This is a genomic window from Saccharopolyspora sp. ASAGF58, from assembly GCF_012277335.1.
GTDB classification, from domain to species: Bacteria; Actinomycetota; Actinomycetes; order Mycobacteriales; family Pseudonocardiaceae; genus Saccharopolyspora; species Saccharopolyspora hattusasensis.
Window position 1 is genome coordinate 223,506 of sequence record NZ_CP040605.1, and the last position, 21,457, is coordinate 244,962.

A 21,457-nucleotide genomic window follows, 5' to 3' on the forward strand; every position below is an offset into this window, starting at 1 on the left:
GCGAAAAGGGAGAAATTACGCCAAGTTGCCGCAAGTACAGGAATTGGCGGGATGTCTCGCGATCCGGCGATGAACTGATCAACGGTTTGGTGGAGTCGAACCGTGGTGCAGTCTTCGACAGCATCCGCCAGTACTGGGCCACCAAGTCCCAGCTGTGCGGCACCTCAGAGGTCCTGCCGGTGCTCACCTCCGCGTGCAGTGCACTGAGCGAATCGTGCCGTGTGATGTCCAAGGCGGTGCGAAACGCTCAGGCGAGCATCGCGAAACTCAACGAGACGGTCGGCGATCTGGACATCTTCTCTGCGCTTGGCCTCTTACGCCGAAAATCCATGGGTCGAGCTCACTGAACTGGGCGCGGAAGCTGGCAAGTACATGGCCGTCAAAACGATCACTTCCAAGATCAAGGCAACATACGAATACGAACGCGGCCTGGCAATGGAACTGCTGACCAACGGCATCGCCGACCGGCTGCACAACTGGGCACGCGATGCCCAAGCGGTCACACTGGAGTCCGAGCGCCAGGCCTACGATCAGGCAGACCATGGACTCGAACAGCACCTCGGCACCACGCCGTACGACGCCTGGGAGGGAGTGCCCGAACCACACCCCGACCCAGCATCCGTGCACATCACGGCCGCCGATCTCATGGTCGGAGCGGGACGAACTTCGCACGATCATGGAATCAGTACCACTACCGATCGACATGTGCGACTTCATCAACGACTGGGAGAACATCTTTGCGTCGCTGAACATCGTCGATGACGAACCGGCCCGGGACGGGCATGAAACGCCGGTGACGTCCGGGCCAACGATCATCGTCCACGAGAACCCCGACTTCGGTCGCACGCTGCGGACCCAGATCGGGCTGCACGTCGATATGCCGCCCCGGTTGTACGAGCCGTTCGTGGATCACTTCACCTCGGCCGTCGGAGTGGGTGTCCAGATCAACCTCGCCCGCACCAATCCCGACCAGTACATGCGAGAGGGAACGGTTCACAAACCCACGACGGTGGAAGCAAATTTCGTCCCCGCGTTGATCCAAGGGATCAGCTCGGGCTCCATCTGGGGCGGCGGCATCCTGCTGCGCGGCTTCGAACAGTGGTGGACCAAGGCCCGTTCCGACGCCGAGTCCCTGGTTCGGCAAATACCCACGATCCTGGCTGCAGAACGACACGGAGGCGACAACTTCCACATCGCCCTCGCAGAGCTGTCTACATCCACTGTGGATCAGGTGATCGCGATATTGGCCGAGTCAGAGGTGCTCGACGCGTTTCCCGAGCCCGTCCCACCAATCCCGGTGTTCAAGTATCCATCGATTTGACCGTCAGCCCTGCGCGGCCAGCCAACCGAAGCGGCGCAGGGCACTGGCGAAGCGCTCGGTGTCCGCTGCCAGGCGGCCCAGGCGCTCTGTGTCAACATCACCGGCCGGAATGCGGCTCGCTTCGTCCGCGAGGTCCTGGTGCAGCACCAGCATCGCTGATGCCATCTCGCGCGGTGTGTCGATCCGCGCCGGAATCATCCCGTCCATCGCGGTGCGGACGGCAAGGCCCGGAAACCGGGATGCCACAAAGCAATCCGCGCACTCCTGCTTGCCCACCGATGGCCTGGGACAAGACTCCCCCGGCTGCGAGCAGTCCTCCACCTCTCCAGCTTGAAACAGCTGGCCACACCAAGACCGGACCAACGAATCGCCTGCGCCGCAACGGATATGCGCGAACCGACACCACTCCGGCACAACTCCCTGCCGGTACTGGAAATGCCGAATCTGGTTTACTGGTCGGATAGATGAACCAAATTCCGATTCCATGGACATCGCCCTCCTCGCCATGTTCTCTCGTCCTCAACCACCCGATGTGGTCATTACTGAAGTGTGCTGCAACATGACACCATCAACAACGCCGTGATCATGGACGCAACAGGTGACCAGCGTGCGAACGGAGAAGATCATGACGCGAACCCCAAGAGGACGAGCACTTGGGAGTGCGCTCCGCGAGGCCCGCCAGGAGCAAGGACTGACAGTCCGTGGCTTTGCCACCCGGCTTGGCCGAGACCCTGGGGTCTTGTCAAGATGGGAAACTGGCGATCGGATACCCAAGCCGGAGCAGGTCGCTCAGATCTTGACCTCGCTGGGCGTTAACGGGCAGCGCTACGAAGAGATCATCGATTTGGCTTATGGCGCAAGTGATTCGAGCTGGGTGGCGACAACACTCCCCGAGAATCGGCAGCAGCTCGCTGCCCTGCTCGACCTGGAGCAAAGCGCGACCAAGATAACCGAGGTGTCGCCCCTGCTGATCCCCGGATTGGTGCAAACAACCGATTACATCCGGGGCATCATGGCCTCAGGTCTGCCCGCTGGAGAACTTGCGACCCGTGTTTCGATCCGAGTTGGGCGACGAGAAGCGCTGACTGGCCGCAAGCCCGTGAAGTTCGCGGCCCTGATCGGCCAGCAGGCGCTGAAGCAGGTCATCGGCTCCCCTGAAGTCCTCGCAGAGCAGCTCAGGTACCTCCTGAAAGCCGGGCGACGCCCAAACATCGAACTACGGATCATCAGGTCGGACACTGGCTGGAACCCCGCGCTGGACGGACCATTCATGCTGATCGAAACCCCTTCTGGGGTGGCAGTCCATCTTGAGAACCGCAAGTCCGGGCTTTTTCTTCATGAAGAAGCAGACATTCGCATGTACAGGCAAGCGATCGAGATGGTACGACAAGCGGCGCTGGGTCCTGAAGATTCGGCAAAGCTCATCGCGGACTTGATTGGCAGGATGGAGCGCAAGAAATGACCAACTCGAAGATATGGATCAAGTCGTCCCGCAGTCAGAACACCACAACCTGCGTAGAATTAACAACCGACCTTGACGAGATCCGTGACTCCAAGGACCCGCATGGCCCCACGCTGCGTGTCGACGTCGCTGGGTTCGTGCAGGCCGTCAAGAGCGGACGGTTCGACCGCTGAAACAGAGTTCGGCCCCGCCCGGGTTCGGGCGGGGCCGACCTGCGCTCAATCTCCTTACTGGTCGCGCAGCTCGGGCACGTCGCCTGGAGCCGGGGGCGGCGATTTCGCGCGAAATCGCCGCTCCCCACGCGTGCCAGGTGACGATTTCGCGCGAAATCGCCGCTCCCCACGCGTGCCAGGTGACGATTTCGCGCGAAATCGCCGCTCCCCATGCCTGCCAGGTGACGATTTCGCGCGAAATCGCGGCTCAGGAACACACGCGCAACCTCTGACTTAGTCCTTGAGTTCGCAGAGCGCGGTGCCCTGGGAGACCGAGTCGCCCGGCTGGGCCGACAGGCCGGTGACCGTGCCCGCCTTGTGGGCCGTCACCGGGTTCTCCATCTTCATCGCTTCCAGCACCGCGATCAGGTCGCCCGCCGCGACCTCCTGGCCGTCGGTGACCGCGATCTTCACGATGGTGCCCTGCATCGGCGCGGTCACCGCGTCGCCGGACACCGCCGCCCCGGCCTTGCCTGCGGAACGCTTGCGCGGCTTCGCCGTCGCCGCCGGGGCGGCCGAGGACACCGCCAGCTCCGCCGGCAGCGAGACCTCCAGGCGGCGTCCGCCGACCTCGACGGTGATCGTCTGCCGCGGCTCCGGCTCCGCCGCCTCGACACCTCCGGTGAATGGCTCGATGGTGTTGTCGAACTCCGTCTCGATCCAGCGGGTGTGCACGGCGAAACCGTCGGTGCCGACGAACGCCGGGTCGCGGACGATCGCGCGGTGAAACGGCAGCACCGTGGCCATGCCCTCTACGACCATCTCGTCCAGCACCCGCCGCGACCGTTCCAGGGCCTGCTGGCGGTCCGCGCCGGTGACGATCACCTTGGCCAGCAGCGAGTCGAACTGGCCGCCGATCACGCTGCCCGACTCCACCCCGGCGTCCACCCGGGCACCCGGTCCGTGCGGCGCGACGAAACGGGTCACGGTGCCCGGCGCGGGCAGGAAGTTGCGGCCCGCGTCCTCACCGTTGATCCGGAACTCGATCGAGTGGCCGCGCGGCTCGGGGTCGGCGGTGATCCGCAGCTTCTCCCCGGCGGCGATGCGGAACTGCTCGCGGACCAGGTCCAGGCCGGTGGTCTCCTCCGAGACCGGATGCTCGACCTGCAGGCGGGTGTTGACCTCCAGGAACGAGATCGTCCCGTCCAGTCCCACCAGGAACTCCACGGTACCCGCGCCGTAGTAGCCGGCCTCGGCGCAGATGGCCCGCGCCGCCTCGTGGATGGTGCGGCGCTGCTCGTCGCTGAGGAACGGTGCCGGGGCCTCCTCGACCAGCTTCTGGTGCCGCCGCTGCAGCGAGCAGTCGCGGGTGCCCACGACCACCACGTTGCGGTGCTGATCGGCGAGGACCTGCGCCTCGACGTGCCGTGGCCGGTCCAGGTAGCGCTCCACGAAGCACTCGCCGCGGCCGAACGCCGTCTCGGCCTCGCGCACCGCCGACGCGTATAGCTCGGGGATCTCCTCCAGCGTCCGGGCGACCTTCAGGCCCCGGCCGCCGCCGCCGAACGCGGCCTTGATGGCCACCGGCAACCCGTGCTCCTCGGCGAACTTGACGACCTCGTCGGCGCCCGACACCGGGTCCTTTGTCCCCGGCACCAGGGGTGCCCCGGCGCGGGTCGCGATGTGCCGCGCGGTGACCTTGTCGCCGAGGTCCCGGATCGACTGCGGCGACGGCCCGATCCAGATCAGCCCCGCGTCGAGCACCGCCTGGGCGAACTCGGCGTTCTCCGACAGGAACCCGTAGCCGGGGTGCACCGCGTCGGCTTCCGCGCGCTTCGCGACGTCGATGATCTTGTCGATGTTCAGGTACGACTCGCCGGGCGTCGAACCGCCCAGCGCGAAGGCCTCGTCGGCCAGCCGCACGAACACCGCGTCGGCGTCGGGCTCGGCGTAAACGGCGACGGAGGCGATGTCCTCGTCCTTGCAGGCGCGGATCACCCGCACCGCGATCTCACCACGGTTGGCGATCAGGACCTTGCTGATCGGCGTCAGGTCCACAGTGGTCAACTCCTCATTTCCCGGCGCGACGCCGGACGGCTGGCGAAATCTTGTTGGCGGGCAACGACATCAGCCCGGAAGGGCCGAAGCGCGCCAGGAGTGCGGGCCGGGGCGCAGTGGGCGGCGGCCCGCCGGGTGCCGCAGCGCGGCGGCCGGGTCGCCCCACAGCGACATAGGCTTCCGCTGCTGTGGCGGCGCCACGGACTTCGCGGCGGCTAGACCGGTCAGCGCCGCGGTCAGCGCGGCGATCTCGGCGTCGTCGGGATTGCCGCGCACGATGCGCAGCACCGGTCGCTGATCCGGCGTCACGTCGTGGCTCATCGGGCACCTCCTAGCGGGTGGGACGACGTCACAGCGGGATGTTGCCGTGCTTCTTCGCGGGCAGGCTGGCGCGCTTGTCGCGGAGCATCCGCAGCGACCGCGCCACGTACCCGCGGGTGTAGGACGGCGGGATCACCGAGTCGACGTAGCCGCGTTCGGCGGCCACGTACGGGTTGCATAGGGCGTCCTCGTACTCCTGCTGCAACTGCGCGCGCACGGCCTCGACGTCCTCGCCGTTGTCCGCCGCCTCCGCCAGCTGCCGCCGGTACAGGATGTTCGCCGCGCCCTGCGCACCCATCACCGCGATCTGCGCGGTCGGCCACGCCAGGTTGACGTCGGCCCCCAGGTGCTTGGAGCCCATCACGTCGTAGGCGCCGCCGTAGGCCTTGCGGGTGATCACGGTGACCAGCGGAACGGTCGCCTCGGCGTAGGCGTACAGCAGCTTCGCGCCGCGCCGGATGATGCCGTTCCACTCCTGGTCGGTGCCCGGCAGGAAGCCCGGCACATCCACGAAGGTCAGCACCGGGATGTTGAAGGCGTCGCAGGTTCGCACGAACCGCGCGGCCTTCTCGCTGGCGTCGATGTCCAGGGTGCCGGCGAACTGGGTGGGCTGGTTGGCCACCACACCCACCGGGTGGCCCTCGATGCGTCCGTAGCCGGTGATGATGTTCGGCGCGAACAGCGCCCCGACCTCCAGGAACTCCTCGTCGTCCACGACGCGGGAGATGACCTCGTGCATGTCGTAGGGCTGGTTCGGCGAGTCGGGAACCAGCGCGTCCAGCTCGCGGTCCGCGTCTGTGATCGACTCGGCGACCGAGCCGGTGCCGGTGTCGGAGCCCTCGAACACCGGCGCCTCGGCCAGGTTGTTGCTGGGCAGGTACGACAGCAGCTCCTTGACGTAGGCGATGGCGTCCGCCTCGTCGGTGGCCAGGTAGTGCGCGTTGCCGGAGCGCGAGTTGTGGGTGCGCGCGCCGCCGAGCTCCTCGAAGGTCACGTCCTCGCCGGTGACCGTCTTGATCACGTCCGGGCCGGTGATGAACATGTGCGAGGTCTGGTCGACCATCACGGTGAAGTCGGTGATCGCCGGGGAGTACACCGCGCCGCCCGCGCACGGGCCCATGATCAGCGAGATCTGCGGGATGACGCCGGAGGCGTGGGTGTTGCGCTTGAAGATCTCGGCGTACAGGCCGAGCGCGGCGACGCCCTCCTGGATACGCGCGCCGCCGGAATCGTTGATGCCGATCAGCGGGCAGCCAGTCTTCAGCGCCAGGTCCATGACCTTGACGATCTTCTCGCCGAACACCTCGCCCAGCGACCCGCCGAAGACGGTGAAGTCCTGGGAGAACACGCACACCTTGCGGCCGTCGACGGTGCCGTAACCGGTCACCACGCCGTCGCCGTAGGGGCGGTTCGCGTCCATGCCGAAGTTCGTGGAGCGGTGCCGCGCGTGCTCGTCGAGTTCCACGAACGAACCCGGGTCCAGCAGCATGTCGATGCGTTCGCGGGCGGTGTTCTTGCCCTTCGCGTGCTGCTTGGCCACCGCGCGCGCCGAGCCGGCGTGCACCGCCTCGTCATTCCGCCGGTACAGATCCGCCAGCTTGCCGGCGGTCGTGTGGATGTCCGGCACGTCAACCGGCGGCTGACCGACCGGCTCCGTCGCGCTGCTCATGCAACCAACCCGTCCTCGTTACCTGCTCAGCTCCAGTGTCGGCCGCCCGCCCGCGGCGTTCCAGGCTCGGACGCGGGTCATCACGCGGCGCACGAGGCCAACCGGTCTCTCTAGCGCTGGGCACGCACACGCGGGGGCAGACCAACTCTTCGCGGAGCGTAGTTCGGCCCGCCCTTCGAAGTCAATTTCGAAGTGAGCAATCCCTAGGCCATCACCGACCCACACAAACCTGCCTCCTGCAGGGATGATGCTTAAGTGAATAGCCGGTAGCAGGCCATGTGGTCGATCACATGGACGAGGCCGGGGTGTGCAGCATCAGCGCCGCCCCGATCCGCGACAGCGCATCGACGTCGCGCACCGAGCCGGTGCGAGCCATGTCGTTGGCCGCCGTCAACGCCGCCTGCACCAGGATCCGGGAACGCACCGGGTCGAGCTCCGGCCGCGCCTCGCACAGCAGCCCGACCCACTCGGCCACGTAGGCGTGCTGGGTCTGCCGCGCCCGATGCCGTTCCGCATCCGGCAGGTGGTTGACCTCGCTGACCAGGATGTCGATGAACCGTCCGTGGTCGAAGGCGAACGTGATGTAGGAGCGCAGCAGCTCGCGCAGCGCGTCGTCGGCGGCCGGGGTGTTGGCCAGGATCCGTTCGAGCTCGACCTCCAGCCACGCGTTGCCGCGGGTGATCACGGTGCCGAGCAGTTCCTGCTTGCTGGCGAAGTAGTTGTACAGGCTGGGCCCGGCGATGCCCGCCGCCGCTCCGACGTCCTCGGTCGTCACCTTGGTGTAGCCGGCGTCGGAGAACAGCCGCATCGCCGCGGACAGCAGCAGCCGGCGCCGGGAGGCACGCCCGGCGAACAGGGCGGACCGCTGGTCGGAGTCGGCCGCGCGGTGGTCGGCGAACCGCTGTGGCGGGTGCGTCCCGATGACCACCACCATGGCCCGCAGCAGCTGCTCGAACTCGCGCCGGGACAGGTCCACCTGGTGGTAGGACGGGCTGGTCAGGACGCTGAACATGCACCACGCGCGGAACCGGGCGTCCTCGCCGGTCAGCTCGTGCCGGAAGGCGCGCGCCACCTCGGCGAGCCCGCTGGCGACGCCACGCAGCTCCTCGCGCAGCACGTCGCGCTGCTCCTCCGGCAGATGCCGGGCTTCGCGCTGCCACAGCACGCCCAGCTGGCGGTGGTCCAACGCGGCGGCGGCGAGCTGCGCGACCACCTCGTCGAGGTCCCGGTCGGCCACCTGCGCGGTGATCGAGCTGAACGGGTGGAGCTCGTCGAGCACGACCCGGGTGAGCAGCTGCTGCTTGCCCGCGAAGTGCCGGTACAGCGCCGACGACCCGACCCCGACGGCCTCGGCGATGTCGCTCATCCCGACCCGCGCGTAGCCGAGCCGGTAGAACAGGTCCGCGGCCGCCGCGGTGATCAGCGCCCGGCGGTTGCGGGGGCGCGTGTTGCGAGCAGGTGGGTTGGTCACCTCAGCCATCGCCGCCTCCCCTGTTCGCCCAGCACAGCGAGCATACTTGCGCACGGCGTTCGGCCGACGTCAGCGCTGCATGGCGGACAACACCCCACGGAGATCACCGGCGAAGCCACCGTCCGGCAACGGTTTTCCACCGCTGCGGCGAAGCGCTCACGAGGGCACGACGGAACCGGCCTGCTCCTACGCGGTCAATGCTTCCGCTGCCGCCTCCCTCGACCGACCGGCGGAGTCAGAACCTCGCGAATCCGCTCGGGATCGGTGCACGTGGCCGGCCCCGGTGCGGTGTCCTTGCGACCGAGCCTGCCGTCCCGCGCTCACAGCTCCCTCGCAGAACGCACACCCGGCCCCACGGACACCCCTCGTGAGTGACTAATCCGGTAAGAACCGGCATCACCACTCACGACCCCACCCACACCCCTCGTGAGTGACTAATCCGGTAAGAACCGGCATTGCCGCTCACGACCCCACCCACACCCCTCGTGAGTGACTAATCCGGTAAGAACCGGCATTGCCGCTCACGACCCCACGGACACCCGTGCCTACGCACACGCACGTGCACCACCACTTCGGCGGTCTCGTCGAACTCGACATCCTCGATGAGCATGCTCCGGTCGACGCCCACCACAGCACGCCATAAACCGGCCTTCGGCACGCCGTTCTCCGCTCCTCGGTTCCTGACTCTGGACAAGCCAGAAACCTAGACGAAGCAACGGCGTGCCCCCGTCTCCAGACCCAAGAACCCAGCTCAAACCACCGACAGAAACGTCACAAGAGCCGTTAAAGGTTCGATTTCAATTGGAAATTGCGGACAACTCGGACAACGCGGTGAACGCGGACAACGCGGTGAACCCGGAGAACGCCGGGAGATTCTGGGCTGAGGGCGCGCTGCGCGCTTTCCCGATCACCAACGCCAGCGGGTGAGCGCGGCTAGCTCCTCGGGAGAGCTGTCGGCAAATCGCTCCGCCTCGGCTCGGCGAACCGTGAGCATCGCGTCGTGCAGTTCCTTGCCCAGCGCGTCGGCCAGCACCGCTGATGCTTCCAACGCATCGGCCGCTTCCGCCGCGTTCGTGGGTAGCCGGTTGATTCCCGCCGCAGCGCGTTCGTCGTCGGACAGAGCCGCCGGGTCGCCGGTGATCTCCGCGGGCAGCCACAGTTCCTCGCGCACGCCCGCGAGCCCCGCTGCCAGCACCGCGCCGACGACCAGGTACGGATTCGCGGTGGCGTCGAAGCACTTCACCTCGGCGTTCGCGGCCCACTGCTCGGTGCCGGTTGTGCCGGTGATCAGCCGCACAGCCGCCTCCCGCGTCTCCCTGCCCCACACCTGCCACACCCCGGCCCAGCGAGACGGCTCCAGCCGCAGGAAGCTCGCCGGGTTGCCGCCGCCGATCGCCTGCAGCGCGGGAAGTTCCCGCAGCACACCGGCCAGGAACGCCTCCCCGGGAGGCCGCAGGCCGTAGCGCCCCGGGCCGTCCGCGAGCAGGTTGCCGTCCGCACCGTGCACGGACAGGTGCAGATGTGCGCCGGAGCCCGCACCGCCGGGCACCAGGCAGGGCGCGAAACTCGCGCGCCAGCCGTGGCGGCGCGAGACCGCGCGCACGGTGTGCCGCACGAGCAGGGCGTCGTCGGCGGCACCGAGCGGATCCTTGGCTGCCACCGACAACTCGACCTGACCGAGCGCGTATTCGGGGTGGAATTGCTGCACGTCAAGCGCCTGCTCGCGCAGCACGGCGACCAGTTCGAGCGCGTAGTCGGCCGTTGCCTCCAGGCGCACCTGGCCGTAGCCGGGCCCGGTGAAGGCCGGGACGAACTCCGCTGCGCCGGGTGCGCCCAGCGCCCATTCGTGCTCGAAGGCGGCTAGGGCGGTCAGTCCGGCATCCGCGGCGGCCCGTACCTGGCGGGCCGCGAACGCCCGCTGGCAGGCGACGAACGGCTGCCCGTCCTGGCCGAACTTGTCGGCTGGCGCCCACGCCCAGCCCGGTAGCGCCGCCAGCCGCACCAGCCGGTCGAGGTCGGGCACCAGCCGCAGGTCGCCGTCCGGCCCACCGAGGTAGCGGCCTCGCACCATCGCGTCGTCGAAGGTGAAGGTCTCGAAGCACGGCGAGGCCCCGACGCCGTACCGCGCCGCGACGGCCAACCGGTCCAACGGAACCGCCTTGACCCGGACGATCCCTGCATTGTCCACAAAGGACATCTCGACCATTTCGACACCCTCGCCGCGCAACCTCGCGACGTCGCCGGCCAACCCGGACCGCTCGGCCCCCGGAATCCGCTCGCTCATGCTCGCCACGTTATCCGGCGGCGGAAGCAAAAGGGCGCCGCCGACGAGCATTCCGGCCGCACCCCTCGTTCGGGTGAAGCGTGAAGGGCGCCTTGCCGCCAGCCGAGTTGGCAGCAAGGCGCCCTTCGCGCCGGGGATTCAGTTCTGGGTCTGGGACAGGAGCTGGTCGAAGGGGATCGGTTCGTCGAAGGCATCGGGCCGGGGTGGGGCCGGGCGGCGGTCGACGAGGGCCGCGAACTCGCCCGCCGAGCGGTCGATCCGGTCGGCCAAGGCCGCGCCGTCGCCCGACGAACCCCAGTCCTCCGACGCCGCGTACACCGCCGTCGGCACCACCACCGCCCGCAGGTAGCTGAACATCGGGCGCATCGCGTGCTCCAGCGCCAGCGAGTGGCGCGGCGACCCGCCGGTGGCGCCGATCAGCACCGGTTTACCCAACAGTGATTCGTTGTCCACCACGTCGAAGAACGACTTGAACAGCCCACTGTAGGACGCCTGGAAGATCGGCGTCACCGCGATCAGCCCATCGGCCGCGGCCACCTGGTCGAGCACCTTCCGCAGCTCACCGCCAGGGAAGCCGGTGACCAGGTTGTTCGCCACGTCCTTGGCGTGGTCGCGCAGCTCCACGACCTCGACCTGCGGCGGCTCGGCCAGCGCGCGGCCGGTCGCCGCGGCCAGCCGGTCGGCCAGCAGCCGGGTCGACGACGGCTGGCTCAGGCCCGCCGAGACCACCACCAGGTTCCGCTCGCTCATTTCGCTGCCTCCGCCTTCTTCGCTTCCTCCGCCTTCTTCGCTTCCTTCGCGGCCAGCAGCGACGCGTGCGTCGGGGCGTCCGGCACGTGCGCGGGCCGCAGCGACTCGAATTCCTTGCGCAGCACCGGAACGACCTCCTCGCCGAGCAGGTCGAGCTGTTCCAGGACGGTCTTCAGCGGCAGCCCCGCGTGGTCCATCAGGAACAGCTGGCGCTGGTAGTCGCCGACGTACTCGCGGAAGCCCAGCGTCCGGTCGATGACCTCCTGCGGGCTGCCCACCGTCAGCGGCGTCTGCTCGGTGAACTCCTCCAGCGACGGCCCGCCGCCGTACACCGGCGCGTGGTCGAAGTACGGCCGGAACTCGCGGACCGCGTCCTGGGAGTTTTTGCGCATGAACACCTGGCCGCCGAGGCCGACGATCGCCTGGTCCGCCGAGCCGTGCCCGTAGTGCTCGAACCGCCGCCGGTACAGCCCGACCATCCGCTGGGTGTGCTCCTTGGGCCAGAAGATGTTGTTGTGGAAGAAGCCGTCGCCGTAGTAGGCGGCCTGCTCGGCGATCTCCGGGCTGCGGATGGAGCCGTGCCAGACGAACGGCGGCACGCCGTCCAGCGGCCGCGGGGTCGAGGTGAACGACTGCAGCGGGGTGCGGAACTTGCCCTCCCAGTCGACCACGTCTTCCCGCCACAGCTGGTGCAGCAGGTGGTAGTTCTCGATGGCCAGCGGGATGCCCTGGCGGATGTCTTGGCCGAACCACGGGTACACCGGCCCGGTGTTGCCGCGGCCCATCATCAGGTCGACCCGGCCGTCGGCCAGATGCTGCAGCATCGCGAAGTCCTCGGCGATCTTGACCGGGTCGTTCGTGGTGATCAGCGTGGTCGAGGTGGACAGGATCAGCCGCTCGGTGCGGGCCGCGACGTAGCCGAGCATGGTCGTCGGCGAGGACGGCACGAAGGGCGTGTTGTGGTGCTCGCCGGTGGCGAAGACGTCAAGCCCAATCTCCTCCGCCTTGAGCGCGATCCGCACCATGGCCTTGATCCGCTCGGCCTCGGAGGGCGTGCGGCCGGTAGTCGGGTCGGTGGTGACGTCACCGATAGTGAAGATCCCGAACTGCATGTGAACTCCCTCGCTGGCCAGATCCCGCCATTTGATACGAGATTCAACTACTTCCGCGAACGATTCTGCCGTGCGAGTTATTCCGCGTGTGTGCCCTACCGCCCCCGACGGGACGTACGTCACACCAAATCCCGGCGCTCGCACCGACACACCGACGCATGTCGGGCCCGCAGGGGCCCGCTTCCAGTCCGGGGTGCTGCTACAACCTGCCTTGGCTTCGTCTTTGAAGCGGCGCAGCCGCTTAGCCCACCCGAGCAACTCGCACCGCCGCGGGGTCTCAGAGCCTATTGGTGAATGGTCTGGGTGGGTGGTCGCTTAGCGGAACCTGAGAGGTTCCCTGGACTGCGGGTGCCCCTCCTGATGTATGTCCAATACGCGGCGGAGGGGCCGTCCTCGCCAGAAAACCTCTCAGAAGCCGCCGATGGTCGTCTTGGCAAGGTGAATGCAAGCGGCTACGCCGCTTCCAAAGGCGCGGACGGCATTCGCCGACAGGCTCTCAGACTGTGCCCACCCCGTCGGGGCTCTTGGCGAGGCCAGCCCCCGATGCCGCGTATTGGACATGCACAAATCGGGGATCCTGGAGGCCAGACGGCGTCTGAGGTTCCGCCACGCACCGCCACGCACCGCCACGCAAAACGAGTTCGGAGACAGGATCTAAAATGCGCGCCGTGGCTTCCCCCGATCTTGAGGTGACTGACGCCCATCAGGTTCTGCAAAGGGTGTTCGGCTACGACTCCTTCCGCGGCTCCCAGCAGGAGATCGTGGATCACGTCATCGGCGGTGGCGATGCTCTCGTGCTGATGCCCACCGGCGGTGGCAAGTCGCTGTGCTACCAGATCCCGTCGCTGGTGCGCCCCGGTGTGGGCGTCGTCGTCTCGCCGCTGATCGCGCTGATGCAGGACCAGGTCGACGCGCTCAACGAGCTCGGCGTGCGGGCCGGTTTCCTCAACTCCACCCAGAACTACGAGCAGCGCCGGCAGACCGAGGACACGTTCGTCTCCGGCGACCTCGACCTGCTCTACCTGGCGCCCGAGCGCCTGCGGCTGGACTCGACGCTGGATCTGCTCGACCGCGGCAAGGTTTCGGTGTTCGCCATCGACGAAGCCCACTGCGTCGCGCAGTGGGGCCACGACTTCCGCCCCGACTACCTGGCGCTTTCGGTGCTGCACGAGCGCTGGCCGTCGATCCCCCGCATCGCGCTGACCGCCACCGCCACCCAGGCGACCCGCAAGGAGATCGCCACCCGCCTGGAGCTGACCGGGGCCCGGCACTTCGTCGCCGACTTCGACCGGCCGAACATCCAGTACCGGATCGTGCCGAAGAACGACCCGAAGAAGCAGCTGCTGCAACTGCTGCGCACCGAGCACGCAGGCGAGGCGGGCATCGTCTACCGGCTTTCCCGCGCCGAGGTGGAGCGGACCGCGGAATTCCTGGTGGCCAACGGGATCAACGCGCTGCCCTACCATGCGGGCCTGGACAAGGAGGTCCGCGCCGCCCACCAGGCCCGGTTCCTGCGCGAGGACGGCCTGGTCATGGTCGCCACCATCGCCTTCGGCATGGGCATCGACAAGCCCGACGTGCGCTTCGTCGCGCACCTCGACCTGCCCAAGTCGGTCGAGGGCTACTACCAGGAGACCGGCCGCGCGGGCCGCGACGGGCTGCCCTCGACCGCCTGGATGGCCTACGGCCTCCAAGACGTGGTGCAGCAGCGCAAGCTGATCGAGCTCTCCGAGGGCGAGGACGCACATCGCCGCACGTTGTCGCGGCACCTGGACGCGATGCTGGCCCTGTGCGAGACCGTCGAATGCCGCCGCACACAGCTGCTCGCGTACTTCGGCCAGGACGCTCCAGGGGTCTGCCGCAACTGCGACACGTGCCTGGCTCCGCCGGAGTCGTGGGACGGGACGGTCGCGGCGCAGAAGTTGCTGTCGACCGTGGTTCGCCTGGACCGCGAACGCAACCAGAAGTTCGGTGCCGGCCAGATTATCGACATCCTGCGTGGCAAGAAGACCGCCAAGGTCGAGCAGTTCCGGCACGATTCGCTGAGCGTGTTCGGCGTCGGCGTCGACCTGAGCGACAACGAGTGGCGCGGCGTGATCCGCCAGCTACTGGCCCAGCGCCTGCTGTCGGTGGAAGGCGACTACGGCACGCTGATGCTCACCGGATCCAGCGGCGAGGTGCTGCGCCGGGACGACCCGCGCAAGGTCATGTTGCGCACCGAACCCAAGCGCGTCGCCGCCCCGGCCACCAAGTCCAAGGCGCCCAAGCAGGCCGCTCAGGACATGCCGCCGGAGGCCGAGCCGGTCTTCCAGCGGCTGCGGGCCTGGCGTGCGGCAACCGCCCGTGAGGAGAACAAGGCGCCCTTCATCATCTTCCACGACTCCACGCTCCGGCAGATCGCCGCGTCGCAACCGTCCACCCTGGACGAACTGGCCGGTATCAGCGGTGTGGGCGAGCAGAAGCTCGCCAAGTACGGGCAGGCCGTGCTCGACACCCTCGCCGCCGAGGAGTGATCGTCGATGTCCCTCGGGAGTGCTTTGGGCTCCTACAACGGCCTGCTATAGCACCGAAAAGTGCTCACGAGGCTCGTGGCGCTGCCCCTGGCCTGGCCCGCGCCGGGCCCGGAGGACGTTCTTCTGGGGCTTGCCCGTGGACATCTCAGGGACTTGCGCAGGCAGTGGTGCACCGCCCCGGCCGCCGTCACCGCCCGCGGGAAGCACCAGCCGTCGGTGTGGAACATCGGCACCGTCCACAGTTGACTGACCTCCGCACCGGGGTGAGCGTATCCACGGGTACTGACAGGCTCTCAGCTATGTCGTCAACAGAGATTCACTGTTGTGGTCCGGGGTCAGCTGCCGGACCATCCACGGCGTAGGGCGCCCGGACACAACCACGTCGCCCCGGAATAAGCGAGAGAGTCGCTCAGAAGGCGAAGCCGCCGGGCTTGCCGTTGCGGTCGGCCAGCAGGCCCGCGAGGGTCGCGACGGCGATCTCCGGTGGAGTGCGGGAGCCGATGTTCAGGCCGATCGGCCGGTGCACCCGCTCGATCTCCGCAGCCGGGACGCCGAGCTCCTGGAGCGCGGCCACGTGCGGGCCGACGTGGCGCGGGTTGCCCATGATGCCCACCCAGCGGACGTCGCGCTTCAGCACGTCCCGCAGCACCGGACCGAGTTCCGGGCGGTGGTGGTCGGTGACCACCACGTCCGCGTCGGCCCCCAGGTCCGGCACCGCCGAAACCGCGTCGAGCCCGGCCGCGCGCTCGGCGTCCGGTTCGACCAGCACCGTCCGGAAGCCGAGTTCCCGGCCGTAGCGCAGCAGGAATTCCGCCACCGGCGAGGCGAAAACCGCCACCAGCGCGCGGCCACCGGCGGCCTGGTCCGGAACTTCACCGTGCGCCACCGCACACGCAGAATCCTCGGTCATCCACCCAGTGTGCCAGCCGCACACGGCCGGGACCACATCCCAAGATGGTCCGATGTGGACGTCAGAGCCGGGTGACGTCGGCCAGCCAGGCTGGCAGGTCGACGTGCGCGCCGTCCTCGACCTCTAACGCTTCCGCCCGCTCACCCCGCGCGACCCCCCGGTAGGTGGTCAGCCGGATCTCCTCCAGCCGCCACCCCTCGCCGCCGAAGGCGTCGCGGAGCACGGCTTCGGGGATACGCGGCCCGAAACCGCGCTCGACGTCGGCCAGCGCCAGGACGTGCACGGTCGCGCCGGGTCGGCACACGCCGTGCAGGCTGCGCACGTACTTCTCCCGGTCTTCCGGCCCGAAAACGTGGAACAGCGCGCTGTCCACGACGGTGTCGTACGGCCCTCCGGTCAGCTGCAGCGCGTCGGCGACCTCGAAGCGGGCGTCGACGCGCTGGTCGGCGGCGTTGGCCCGGGCCTTCTCGATCGCCGGGGCCGAGAAGTCCACGCCCCGCACGTCGTAGCCCAGCTTGGCCAGCAGGATCGTGTGCTCACCGGCACCGCAGCCGGGGTCGAGCACGGCTCCACTGATGCCGCCGGCCTTCTCCAGCTCGACGATCGCCGGCTGCGGCTCGCCGATCAACCAAGGAGCGGTGTTCTCCTCATAGGCGGCGTCGAACGCCGAGCGGTCCACCGAAATCTCCATACCCGTAACCCTTCAAGACTGCCTGATCTGCCGACGACAGCTTGAAACTTCGAGCTAACTGGAAGTCAAGCCCCATCGCGGCCCCCGTGGTGGGCGATAAGCGCACACACAATATGCGCGGAGCAACGACCTCGCCGCCCGGTACGGCGTCTGGCGGGGCTACTGGGCGTACTACGTGGGGGCCCAGCGCTGATGCCGCGCAAGACGATGCGAACGGACAGTGACCGTTCGAGGGCCTACGAGGCGAAACCTTTGTCGCTGATCAGTACCAGACGAGCCCGACCCTTGATCATCTCAGCGTCGACCCCGGTGTGGAGCCGGTGATCCACACAGTTCATGCCAGAAGTCGGTGTCGCGGGCCAGTACCCGGATGATCCGTTTGATCTGCGGCAGCGCGGCCCGCAGGCGCTTGTTGTACCCGGACTGTCCGGGCAGGTAAGGGAACGGTGCCGCAGGTGTGTGCCGTGTAGCGCAGCCATCGGGCCTCACTATGAAAGCCCAGCATCGCCTGCATGACGGCCAGACACAGTAACTCGGAGTGGCTGAGCTTGGGTGGCCAACCTGGCAGCCGCGCTTAACCGGCCAGGTCATCAGTCGATTTTGACGCAGAGTGCGAGAACGAGGGTGTCCAGGCCGGTCTTCACAAACGGATCATGGACGCCCTCGCCTCATGCCCGCAGGAAGTTGGACTTACTCGTCCCTAGGGTGAGTGGCCGAGGCCGCAACCGATGCTGGTGGGCACGTCTGCCGACTGGCCCCCCTTCGCGTGGCGGAAGAACACCCGTGAGCGTTTTTGGGTGCCATAGCACCCACAAACACTCACGGGTGTTCTTCGCTTGCGGCCGAACCGGTCGCCCAGCGAGCCGCCGGTGAGCATGAACACCGACAGGCACAACGTGTAACCGTCGACGACCCACTGGGCGCCGCTCGCCGTCGCGCCCAGCCCGCCTGGTTCGCGGGTAGTGCCAGCTCGGCCCCGGCGGCGAAGCCCAGGCGGCTGCGGTCGTAGTCGAGGATCTCCACGAACCACGCCCGCAGCCGCGCCGGATCGGCGATCGCCCGCCACACCTTCTCCTGCACGTGCGCGAGCCCGCGCTCGAACCGCAGCTCGTACCGGCCGTCGGCGAGCCGCCGCAGCTTGTCGTCCACCCCACCCCCATCAGGGCATATTCCGACAAGAGAATATTTCCAGAGAACCATATTGATCGCGGCGGGATGCGACAAGTGGTGACGCGCGCCACTTGTGGGACTGGATGGAATTAGCTGGGTGCGACTGATGTTGGTTGATAGCATCAGACTCAAGTAGATGGCGGCGGAAGCCAGCAACACCGTCGCGAGGAGGTTAGGAATGGCGACGTTCTTCGGATCGGCCGGCGGCCCTTTCGACGAGTACTTCGCGCGCTTCTCCGGTGCCGACGACGCCGCGCCGGGCTCGCGCCGGATCGACATCACCCAGCTGATGACCGAGCAGGCTCAGCAGCTGCTGAGCGGCGCCGCGCGCTTCGCCCGGGACCGCGGGCAAACCGACCTGGACGCGCTGCACCTGCTGTGGTCGGCCGCGCACGAGACCCCGACCCGCGAGCAGTTGGCGCAGGTAGGCGTGGACGTAGACGCGTTCGCCGCGCAGGTCGAGGAGCACCTACCGGCGGCCGGTGAGGCGGTCGGCGACCGGCCGGTGGCGTTGACGCTGGCGGCCCGGACGGTGCTCGCCGACGCACACCGGGTGGCCCGCGCGCTCGGCTCCACCTACATCGGCCCGCACCACGTCCTGCTGGCGATGTCGGCGAGCGCCGACTCGGAAACCGGGCGGCTGCTCAGCGCCGCAGGCGCCGGGCCCGAGGCGTTGCGCGCCGCGAGTCAGCGTCCCCGCACCGAACAAGACCAGCCGCGCGAGGACAGCAACACCCCCACGCTCAACCAGTACGGCCGGGACCTCACCGCCCGCGCCCGCGACGGCGAGCTGGACCCGGTGATCGGTCGCGCCGACGAGATCGAGCAGACCATCGAGATCCTGTCGCGGCGCACTAAGAACAACCCGGTGCTCATCGGCGAGGCAGGCGTCGGCAAGACCGCGATCGTCGAGGGCCTGGCCCAGCGCATCGCAGCCGGCGAGGTGCCTCGGGTGCTCTCCGGCAAGCGCGTGATTCAGCTGGACCTGTCAGGGATGCTGGCCGGCACCCGGTACCGCGGCGACTTCGAGGAGCGGATGACCAAGGTCATCGACGAGATCTCGGAGCACAGCGGTGAGCTGATCGTGTTCATCGACGAACTGCACACCGTCGTCGGTGCCGGCGGCGCCGAAGGCGCGATGGACGCGGGCAACATGCTCAAGCCCCGACTCGCCCGCGGCGAGTTGCACGTGGTCGGCGCGACGACGCTGGACGAGTACCGCAAGCACATCGAGAAGGACCCGGCCCTGGAGCGCCGCTTCCAGCCGGTTCAGGTGCCCGAGCCGAGCGTGCCGGACACCGTCTCGATCCTGCAGGGCCTGCGCGAGCACTACGAGGCGCACCACCAGGTCCGCTACACCGACGACGCGGTGCAGGCCGCGGCGCAGCTGTCCGACCAGTACATCAACGACCGGTTCCTGCCGGACAAGGCGATCGACCTGATCGACCAGGCTGGGGCGCGCAAGCGGCTGTCGGCGGTGGCGCCGGACGGCGCCGAGCTGCGCAGCCGGATCGAGCGGCTGGAGCAGGAGAAGGACGCGGCGGTCGCCGCGGAGGACTACGAGCGGGCTTCCGCGCTGCGCGACGAGATCAACGAGGCGCAGGGCGAGCTCGGCGGAGCCGGCGAGGCGGGGGTCCTGGAGGTGACCGCCGAGGACATCGCCGAGGTCGTCGCGCGGGCGACCGGGGTGCCGGTCAGCCGCCTGACCGCCGCCGAGAAGGTCCGGCTGCAAGGGCTGGAGCAGGAACTGCACCAGCGCGTGGTCGGCCAGGACGACGCGGTGCGGGCACTGGCCCGCGCGGTGCGGCGCTCGCGCAGCGGGCTGGGCGACCCCGACCGGCCGGTCGGCAGCTTCCTGTTCCTCGGCCCTACCGGCGTCGGCAAGACCGAGCTGGCCAAGGCGCTGGCCGAGTCGCTGTTCGGCGATGAGCAGCGGATGGTCCGGCTGGACATGAGCGAGTTCCAGGAGCGGCACACCGCCAGCCGGCTCGTCGGCGCACCGCCCGGCTACGTCGGGCACGGCGAGGCCGGTGAGCTGACCGAGGCCGTGCGGCGGCACCCATACTCGGTGATCCTGCTGGACGAGGTCGAGAAGGCACACCCGGACGTGTTCAACACTCTGCTGCAGGTGCTCGACGACGGCCGGTTGACCGATGGCCAGGGCCGCACCGTCGACTTCACCAACACGGTGCTGATCATGACGAGCAACCTCGGCTCGGAGGTCGTCTCCAGCGTCGGCGGCAAGATCGGCTTCGCTGCTTCGGACGCCGACCCGGCGCTCGACGAGCGGATCATGCCGCGGCTGCGCGAGGCGTTCCGGCCGGAATTCCTCAACCGCATCAACGAGATCGTGGTCTTCAAGCGGCTCGACGGCGAGCAGCTGCACACGATTACCCGGATGCTGCTGGAGCAGACCGTGGGCCGGCTGCAGGCGATGGGCATCGGCGTCGAGTTCGACGCGGCGGCGGTGGCCTGGATCGCCGAGCGCGGCTACCGGCCCGAGTTCGGGGCCCGGCCGCTGCGGCGGGCGATCGAGCGGGAGGTCGGCGACCGGATCAGCGACCTGCTCCTGGACGGCGAACTGCCCGAGGGAGCCGAACTTCGGGTGTCCGTGGCGGGCGGCGAGCTGACCTTCCAGGTCGGCGAACCGGCCGCGACGGCGGCCTGATCCGGCACCGCGACGGGGCGGACGCGACAAGCGCCCGCCCCGTTTTCCTTGCGGAAGAAGGGAAGGACCGTCGCGTCGCGGGGACGATAGGTGCATCATGGCGGGCGTGTCCGATCGCATCGCCGTCTACGGGACGCTCCAACACGGCGCGACCGCTTGGCAGTTGTTGGCACCGCTGGTCGTCGGACCGGCGGTGCCGACGTGGTTGCCCGGCGCGCTGTACGACACCGCCAACGGCTATCCCGCGCTGAAACTCGGCGAGGATTCCCGTGTGCCCGCACAGGTTTTCCGGCTGCACGATCCGGAACGCGCCTGGCCGGTGCTCGACGAGTACGAAGGACCGGAGTACGAGCGCCGCCGGATCGAACTCGACGGCGAGCCGTGCTGGGTCTACGCCTGGCGCGGCCCGGTCAGCGGCATGAGCCCGCTCCCCCACGGCTGGCCGTAGTGAGAACCGACCGAATGCCCCGCGAGTTGGACAGTTTCCGGCAGCACCGGGACGGCTCAGGGCAGCGCCGACTGCACGGCTTCCGGGGTCCGGGCGACTACCGTGGTGCCGTCGTCGGCCGTGATGATCGGGCGCTGGATGAGCTTCGGGTTCGCCACCAGCGCCTCGATCCACTGGTCCCGGGTCGACGGCTCCCGCGCCCAGGTCTTCAGGCCGAGTTCCTTCGCCACCGGCTCGGCCGTCCTGGCGATGTCCCACGGCTCCAGCCCGAGCCGTTCCAGCACCTCGGCCAGCTCCGCGGCCGTCGGCGGCTCGTCCAGGTACCGGCGCACGGTGTAGTCCACTCCCGCCTCGTCCAGCAGTGACACCGCCGAATGGCACTTCGAACACGCCGGATTGACCCAGATCTCCATCGGAAACTCCCCTGCCACGACGACTGCGGACATAGGCTAACCGC

General features: G+C 68.4%; 22 protein-coding genes. 10 read left to right on the plus strand and 12 right to left on the minus strand.

From position 1 onward, the window contains the following. The first annotated feature begins 89 nt into the window (after nt 1-89). From FDZ84_RS00740 to FDZ84_RS00750, 3 genes are read left to right on the plus strand one after another with little or no spacing between them, the layout of a single operon-like run. Nucleotides 90-347: a hypothetical protein gene (locus tag FDZ84_RS00740; protein ID WP_168584262.1), complete on the plus strand. Its 258-nt coding sequence runs from the start codon at nt 90-92 to the stop codon at nt 345-347. A 25-nt stretch (nt 348-372) separates the two neighbouring features. After that, on the plus strand, nt 373-762 hold the full coding sequence (locus FDZ84_RS00745; RefSeq protein WP_168584263.1) for a hypothetical protein: 390 nt from the start codon (nt 373-375) through the stop codon (nt 760-762). Continuing rightward, nucleotides 704-1,321 carry a hypothetical protein gene (locus FDZ84_RS00750; RefSeq protein WP_168584264.1) on the plus strand — a complete coding sequence of 206 codons (618 nt, stop codon included), beginning with the start codon at nt 704-706 and terminating at the stop codon, nt 1,319-1,321. Before FDZ84_RS00745 ends, FDZ84_RS00750 begins: the two co-directional genes overlap by 59 nt. Nucleotides 1,322-1,324: 3 nt before the next feature. Here the strand turns inward: FDZ84_RS00750 and FDZ84_RS00755 are convergent, their stop codons facing one another. Continuing rightward, on the minus strand, nt 1,325-1,597 hold the full coding sequence (locus FDZ84_RS00755; RefSeq protein WP_168584265.1) for a hypothetical protein: 273 nt from the start codon (nt 1,595-1,597) through the stop codon (nt 1,325-1,327). 349 nt (nt 1,598-1,946) lie between these two features. On the opposite strand from FDZ84_RS00755, the gene FDZ84_RS00760 reads away from it, so the two are divergent. The 3 genes from FDZ84_RS00760 (at nt 1,947) to FDZ84_RS39890 (ending at nt 3,228) form a co-directional block, all read left to right on the plus strand. After that, a complete protein-coding gene (locus FDZ84_RS00760) occupies nt 1,947-2,783 on the plus strand; it encodes a helix-turn-helix transcriptional regulator (protein ID WP_168589704.1) in 837 nt (278 codons plus the stop codon). Further along, the gene (locus FDZ84_RS00765; RefSeq protein WP_168584266.1) at nt 2,780-2,956 is read left to right on the plus strand and encodes a DUF397 domain-containing protein; all 177 of its coding nucleotides are present in this window, start codon (nt 2,780-2,782) and stop codon (nt 2,954-2,956) included. The genes FDZ84_RS00760 and FDZ84_RS00765 overlap by 4 nt, the downstream gene beginning before the upstream one ends. Nucleotides 2,957-3,093: 137 nt before the next feature. After that, nucleotides 3,094-3,228, plus strand: coding sequence for a hypothetical protein (locus FDZ84_RS39890; RefSeq protein WP_256413639.1), 135 nt, complete (start codon nt 3,094-3,096; stop codon nt 3,226-3,228). A gap of 1 nt (nt 3,229) precedes the next feature. Here the strand turns inward: FDZ84_RS39890 and FDZ84_RS00770 are convergent, their stop codons facing one another. From FDZ84_RS00770 to FDZ84_RS00785, 4 genes are all read right to left on the minus strand, one after another. Further along, nucleotides 3,230-4,993 (minus strand): acetyl/propionyl/methylcrotonyl-CoA carboxylase subunit alpha, encoded by a 1,764-nt coding sequence (locus FDZ84_RS00770; protein WP_168589705.1) that lies wholly within the window; start codon nt 4,991-4,993, stop codon nt 3,230-3,232. Between the two features lie 69 nt (nt 4,994-5,062). Further along, nucleotides 5,063-5,314 carry an acyl-CoA carboxylase subunit epsilon gene (locus tag FDZ84_RS00775; protein ID WP_168584267.1) on the minus strand — a complete coding sequence of 84 codons (252 nt, stop codon included), beginning with the start codon at nt 5,312-5,314 and terminating at the stop codon, nt 5,063-5,065. Nucleotides 5,315-5,342: 28 nt separating this feature from the next. Beyond that, on the minus strand, nt 5,343-6,983 hold the full coding sequence (locus tag FDZ84_RS00780) for an acyl-CoA carboxylase subunit beta (RefSeq protein ID WP_168584268.1): 1,641 nt from the start codon (nt 6,981-6,983) through the stop codon (nt 5,343-5,345). Between the two features lie 286 nt (nt 6,984-7,269). Next, the gene (locus FDZ84_RS00785; RefSeq protein WP_168584269.1) at nt 7,270-8,463 is read right to left on the minus strand and encodes a TetR/AcrR family transcriptional regulator; all 1,194 of its coding nucleotides are present in this window, start codon (nt 8,461-8,463) and stop codon (nt 7,270-7,272) included. Between the two features lie 792 nt (nt 8,464-9,255). Between FDZ84_RS00785 and FDZ84_RS39895 the strand changes: the two genes are divergently transcribed. Next, nucleotides 9,256-9,381 (plus strand): hypothetical protein, encoded by a 126-nt coding sequence (locus FDZ84_RS39895; protein ID WP_256413641.1) that lies wholly within the window; start codon nt 9,256-9,258, stop codon nt 9,379-9,381. On the opposite strand, the gene FDZ84_RS00790 is transcribed toward FDZ84_RS39895, so the two are convergent. From FDZ84_RS00790 to FDZ84_RS00800, 3 genes are all read right to left on the minus strand, one after another. Then, nucleotides 9,362-10,738, minus strand: coding sequence for a glutamine synthetase family protein (locus FDZ84_RS00790; protein ID WP_168584270.1), 1,377 nt, complete (start codon nt 10,736-10,738; stop codon nt 9,362-9,364). The genes FDZ84_RS39895 and FDZ84_RS00790 overlap by 20 nt on opposite strands. 138 nt (nt 10,739-10,876) lie before the next feature. Then, the gene (locus FDZ84_RS00795) at nt 10,877-11,488 is read right to left on the minus strand and encodes an FMN reductase (RefSeq protein WP_168584271.1); all 612 of its coding nucleotides are present in this window, start codon (nt 11,486-11,488) and stop codon (nt 10,877-10,879) included. After that, on the minus strand, nt 11,485-12,600 hold the full coding sequence (locus tag FDZ84_RS00800; protein ID WP_168584272.1) for an LLM class flavin-dependent oxidoreductase: 1,116 nt from the start codon (nt 12,598-12,600) through the stop codon (nt 11,485-11,487). Before FDZ84_RS00800 ends, FDZ84_RS00795 begins: the two co-directional genes overlap by 4 nt. A gap of 659 nt (nt 12,601-13,259) precedes the next feature. Between FDZ84_RS00800 and recQ the strand changes: the two genes are divergently transcribed. Then, on the plus strand, nt 13,260-15,113 hold the full coding sequence (gene recQ / locus FDZ84_RS00805; RefSeq protein ID WP_168584273.1) for a DNA helicase RecQ: 1,854 nt from the start codon (nt 13,260-13,262) through the stop codon (nt 15,111-15,113). 409 nt (nt 15,114-15,522) lie between these two features. Here the strand turns inward: recQ and FDZ84_RS00810 are convergent, their stop codons facing one another. From FDZ84_RS00810 to FDZ84_RS37575, 3 genes are all read right to left on the minus strand, one after another. Beyond that, entirely contained in the window at nt 15,523-16,023 is a 501-nt protein-coding gene (locus tag FDZ84_RS00810) for an XdhC family protein (RefSeq protein WP_168584274.1), read from the minus strand. Nucleotides 16,024-16,084: 61 nt separating this feature from the next. Next, entirely contained in the window at nt 16,085-16,714 is a 630-nt protein-coding gene (locus FDZ84_RS00815; RefSeq protein ID WP_168584275.1) for a class I SAM-dependent methyltransferase, read from the minus strand. An 819-nt stretch (nt 16,715-17,533) separates the two neighbouring features. Further along, complete coding sequence (locus FDZ84_RS37575) at nt 17,534-17,863, minus strand: hypothetical protein (RefSeq protein WP_210435384.1); 330 nt, start codon at nt 17,861-17,863, stop codon at nt 17,534-17,536. Nucleotides 17,864-18,062: 199 nt separating this feature from the next. Here FDZ84_RS37575 and FDZ84_RS00825 point away from each other — a divergent pair, with 199 nt between their 5' ends. Together FDZ84_RS00825 and FDZ84_RS00830 are read left to right on the plus strand one after the other, a co-directional pair. Then, a complete protein-coding gene (locus tag FDZ84_RS00825; protein WP_168584276.1) occupies nt 18,063-20,552 on the plus strand; it encodes an ATP-dependent Clp protease ATP-binding subunit in 2,490 nt (829 codons plus the stop codon). A gap of 97 nt (nt 20,553-20,649) precedes the next feature. Continuing rightward, complete coding sequence (locus tag FDZ84_RS00830; RefSeq protein WP_168584277.1) at nt 20,650-21,000, plus strand: gamma-glutamylcyclotransferase; 351 nt, start codon at nt 20,650-20,652, stop codon at nt 20,998-21,000. A gap of 56 nt (nt 21,001-21,056) precedes the next feature. Here FDZ84_RS00830 and FDZ84_RS00835 read toward each other — a convergent pair whose 3' ends face one another. After that, nucleotides 21,057-21,413 (minus strand): arsenate reductase family protein, encoded by a 357-nt coding sequence (locus FDZ84_RS00835; RefSeq protein WP_168584278.1) that lies wholly within the window; start codon nt 21,411-21,413, stop codon nt 21,057-21,059. Between the last annotated feature and the right edge of the window lie 44 nt (nt 21,414-21,457).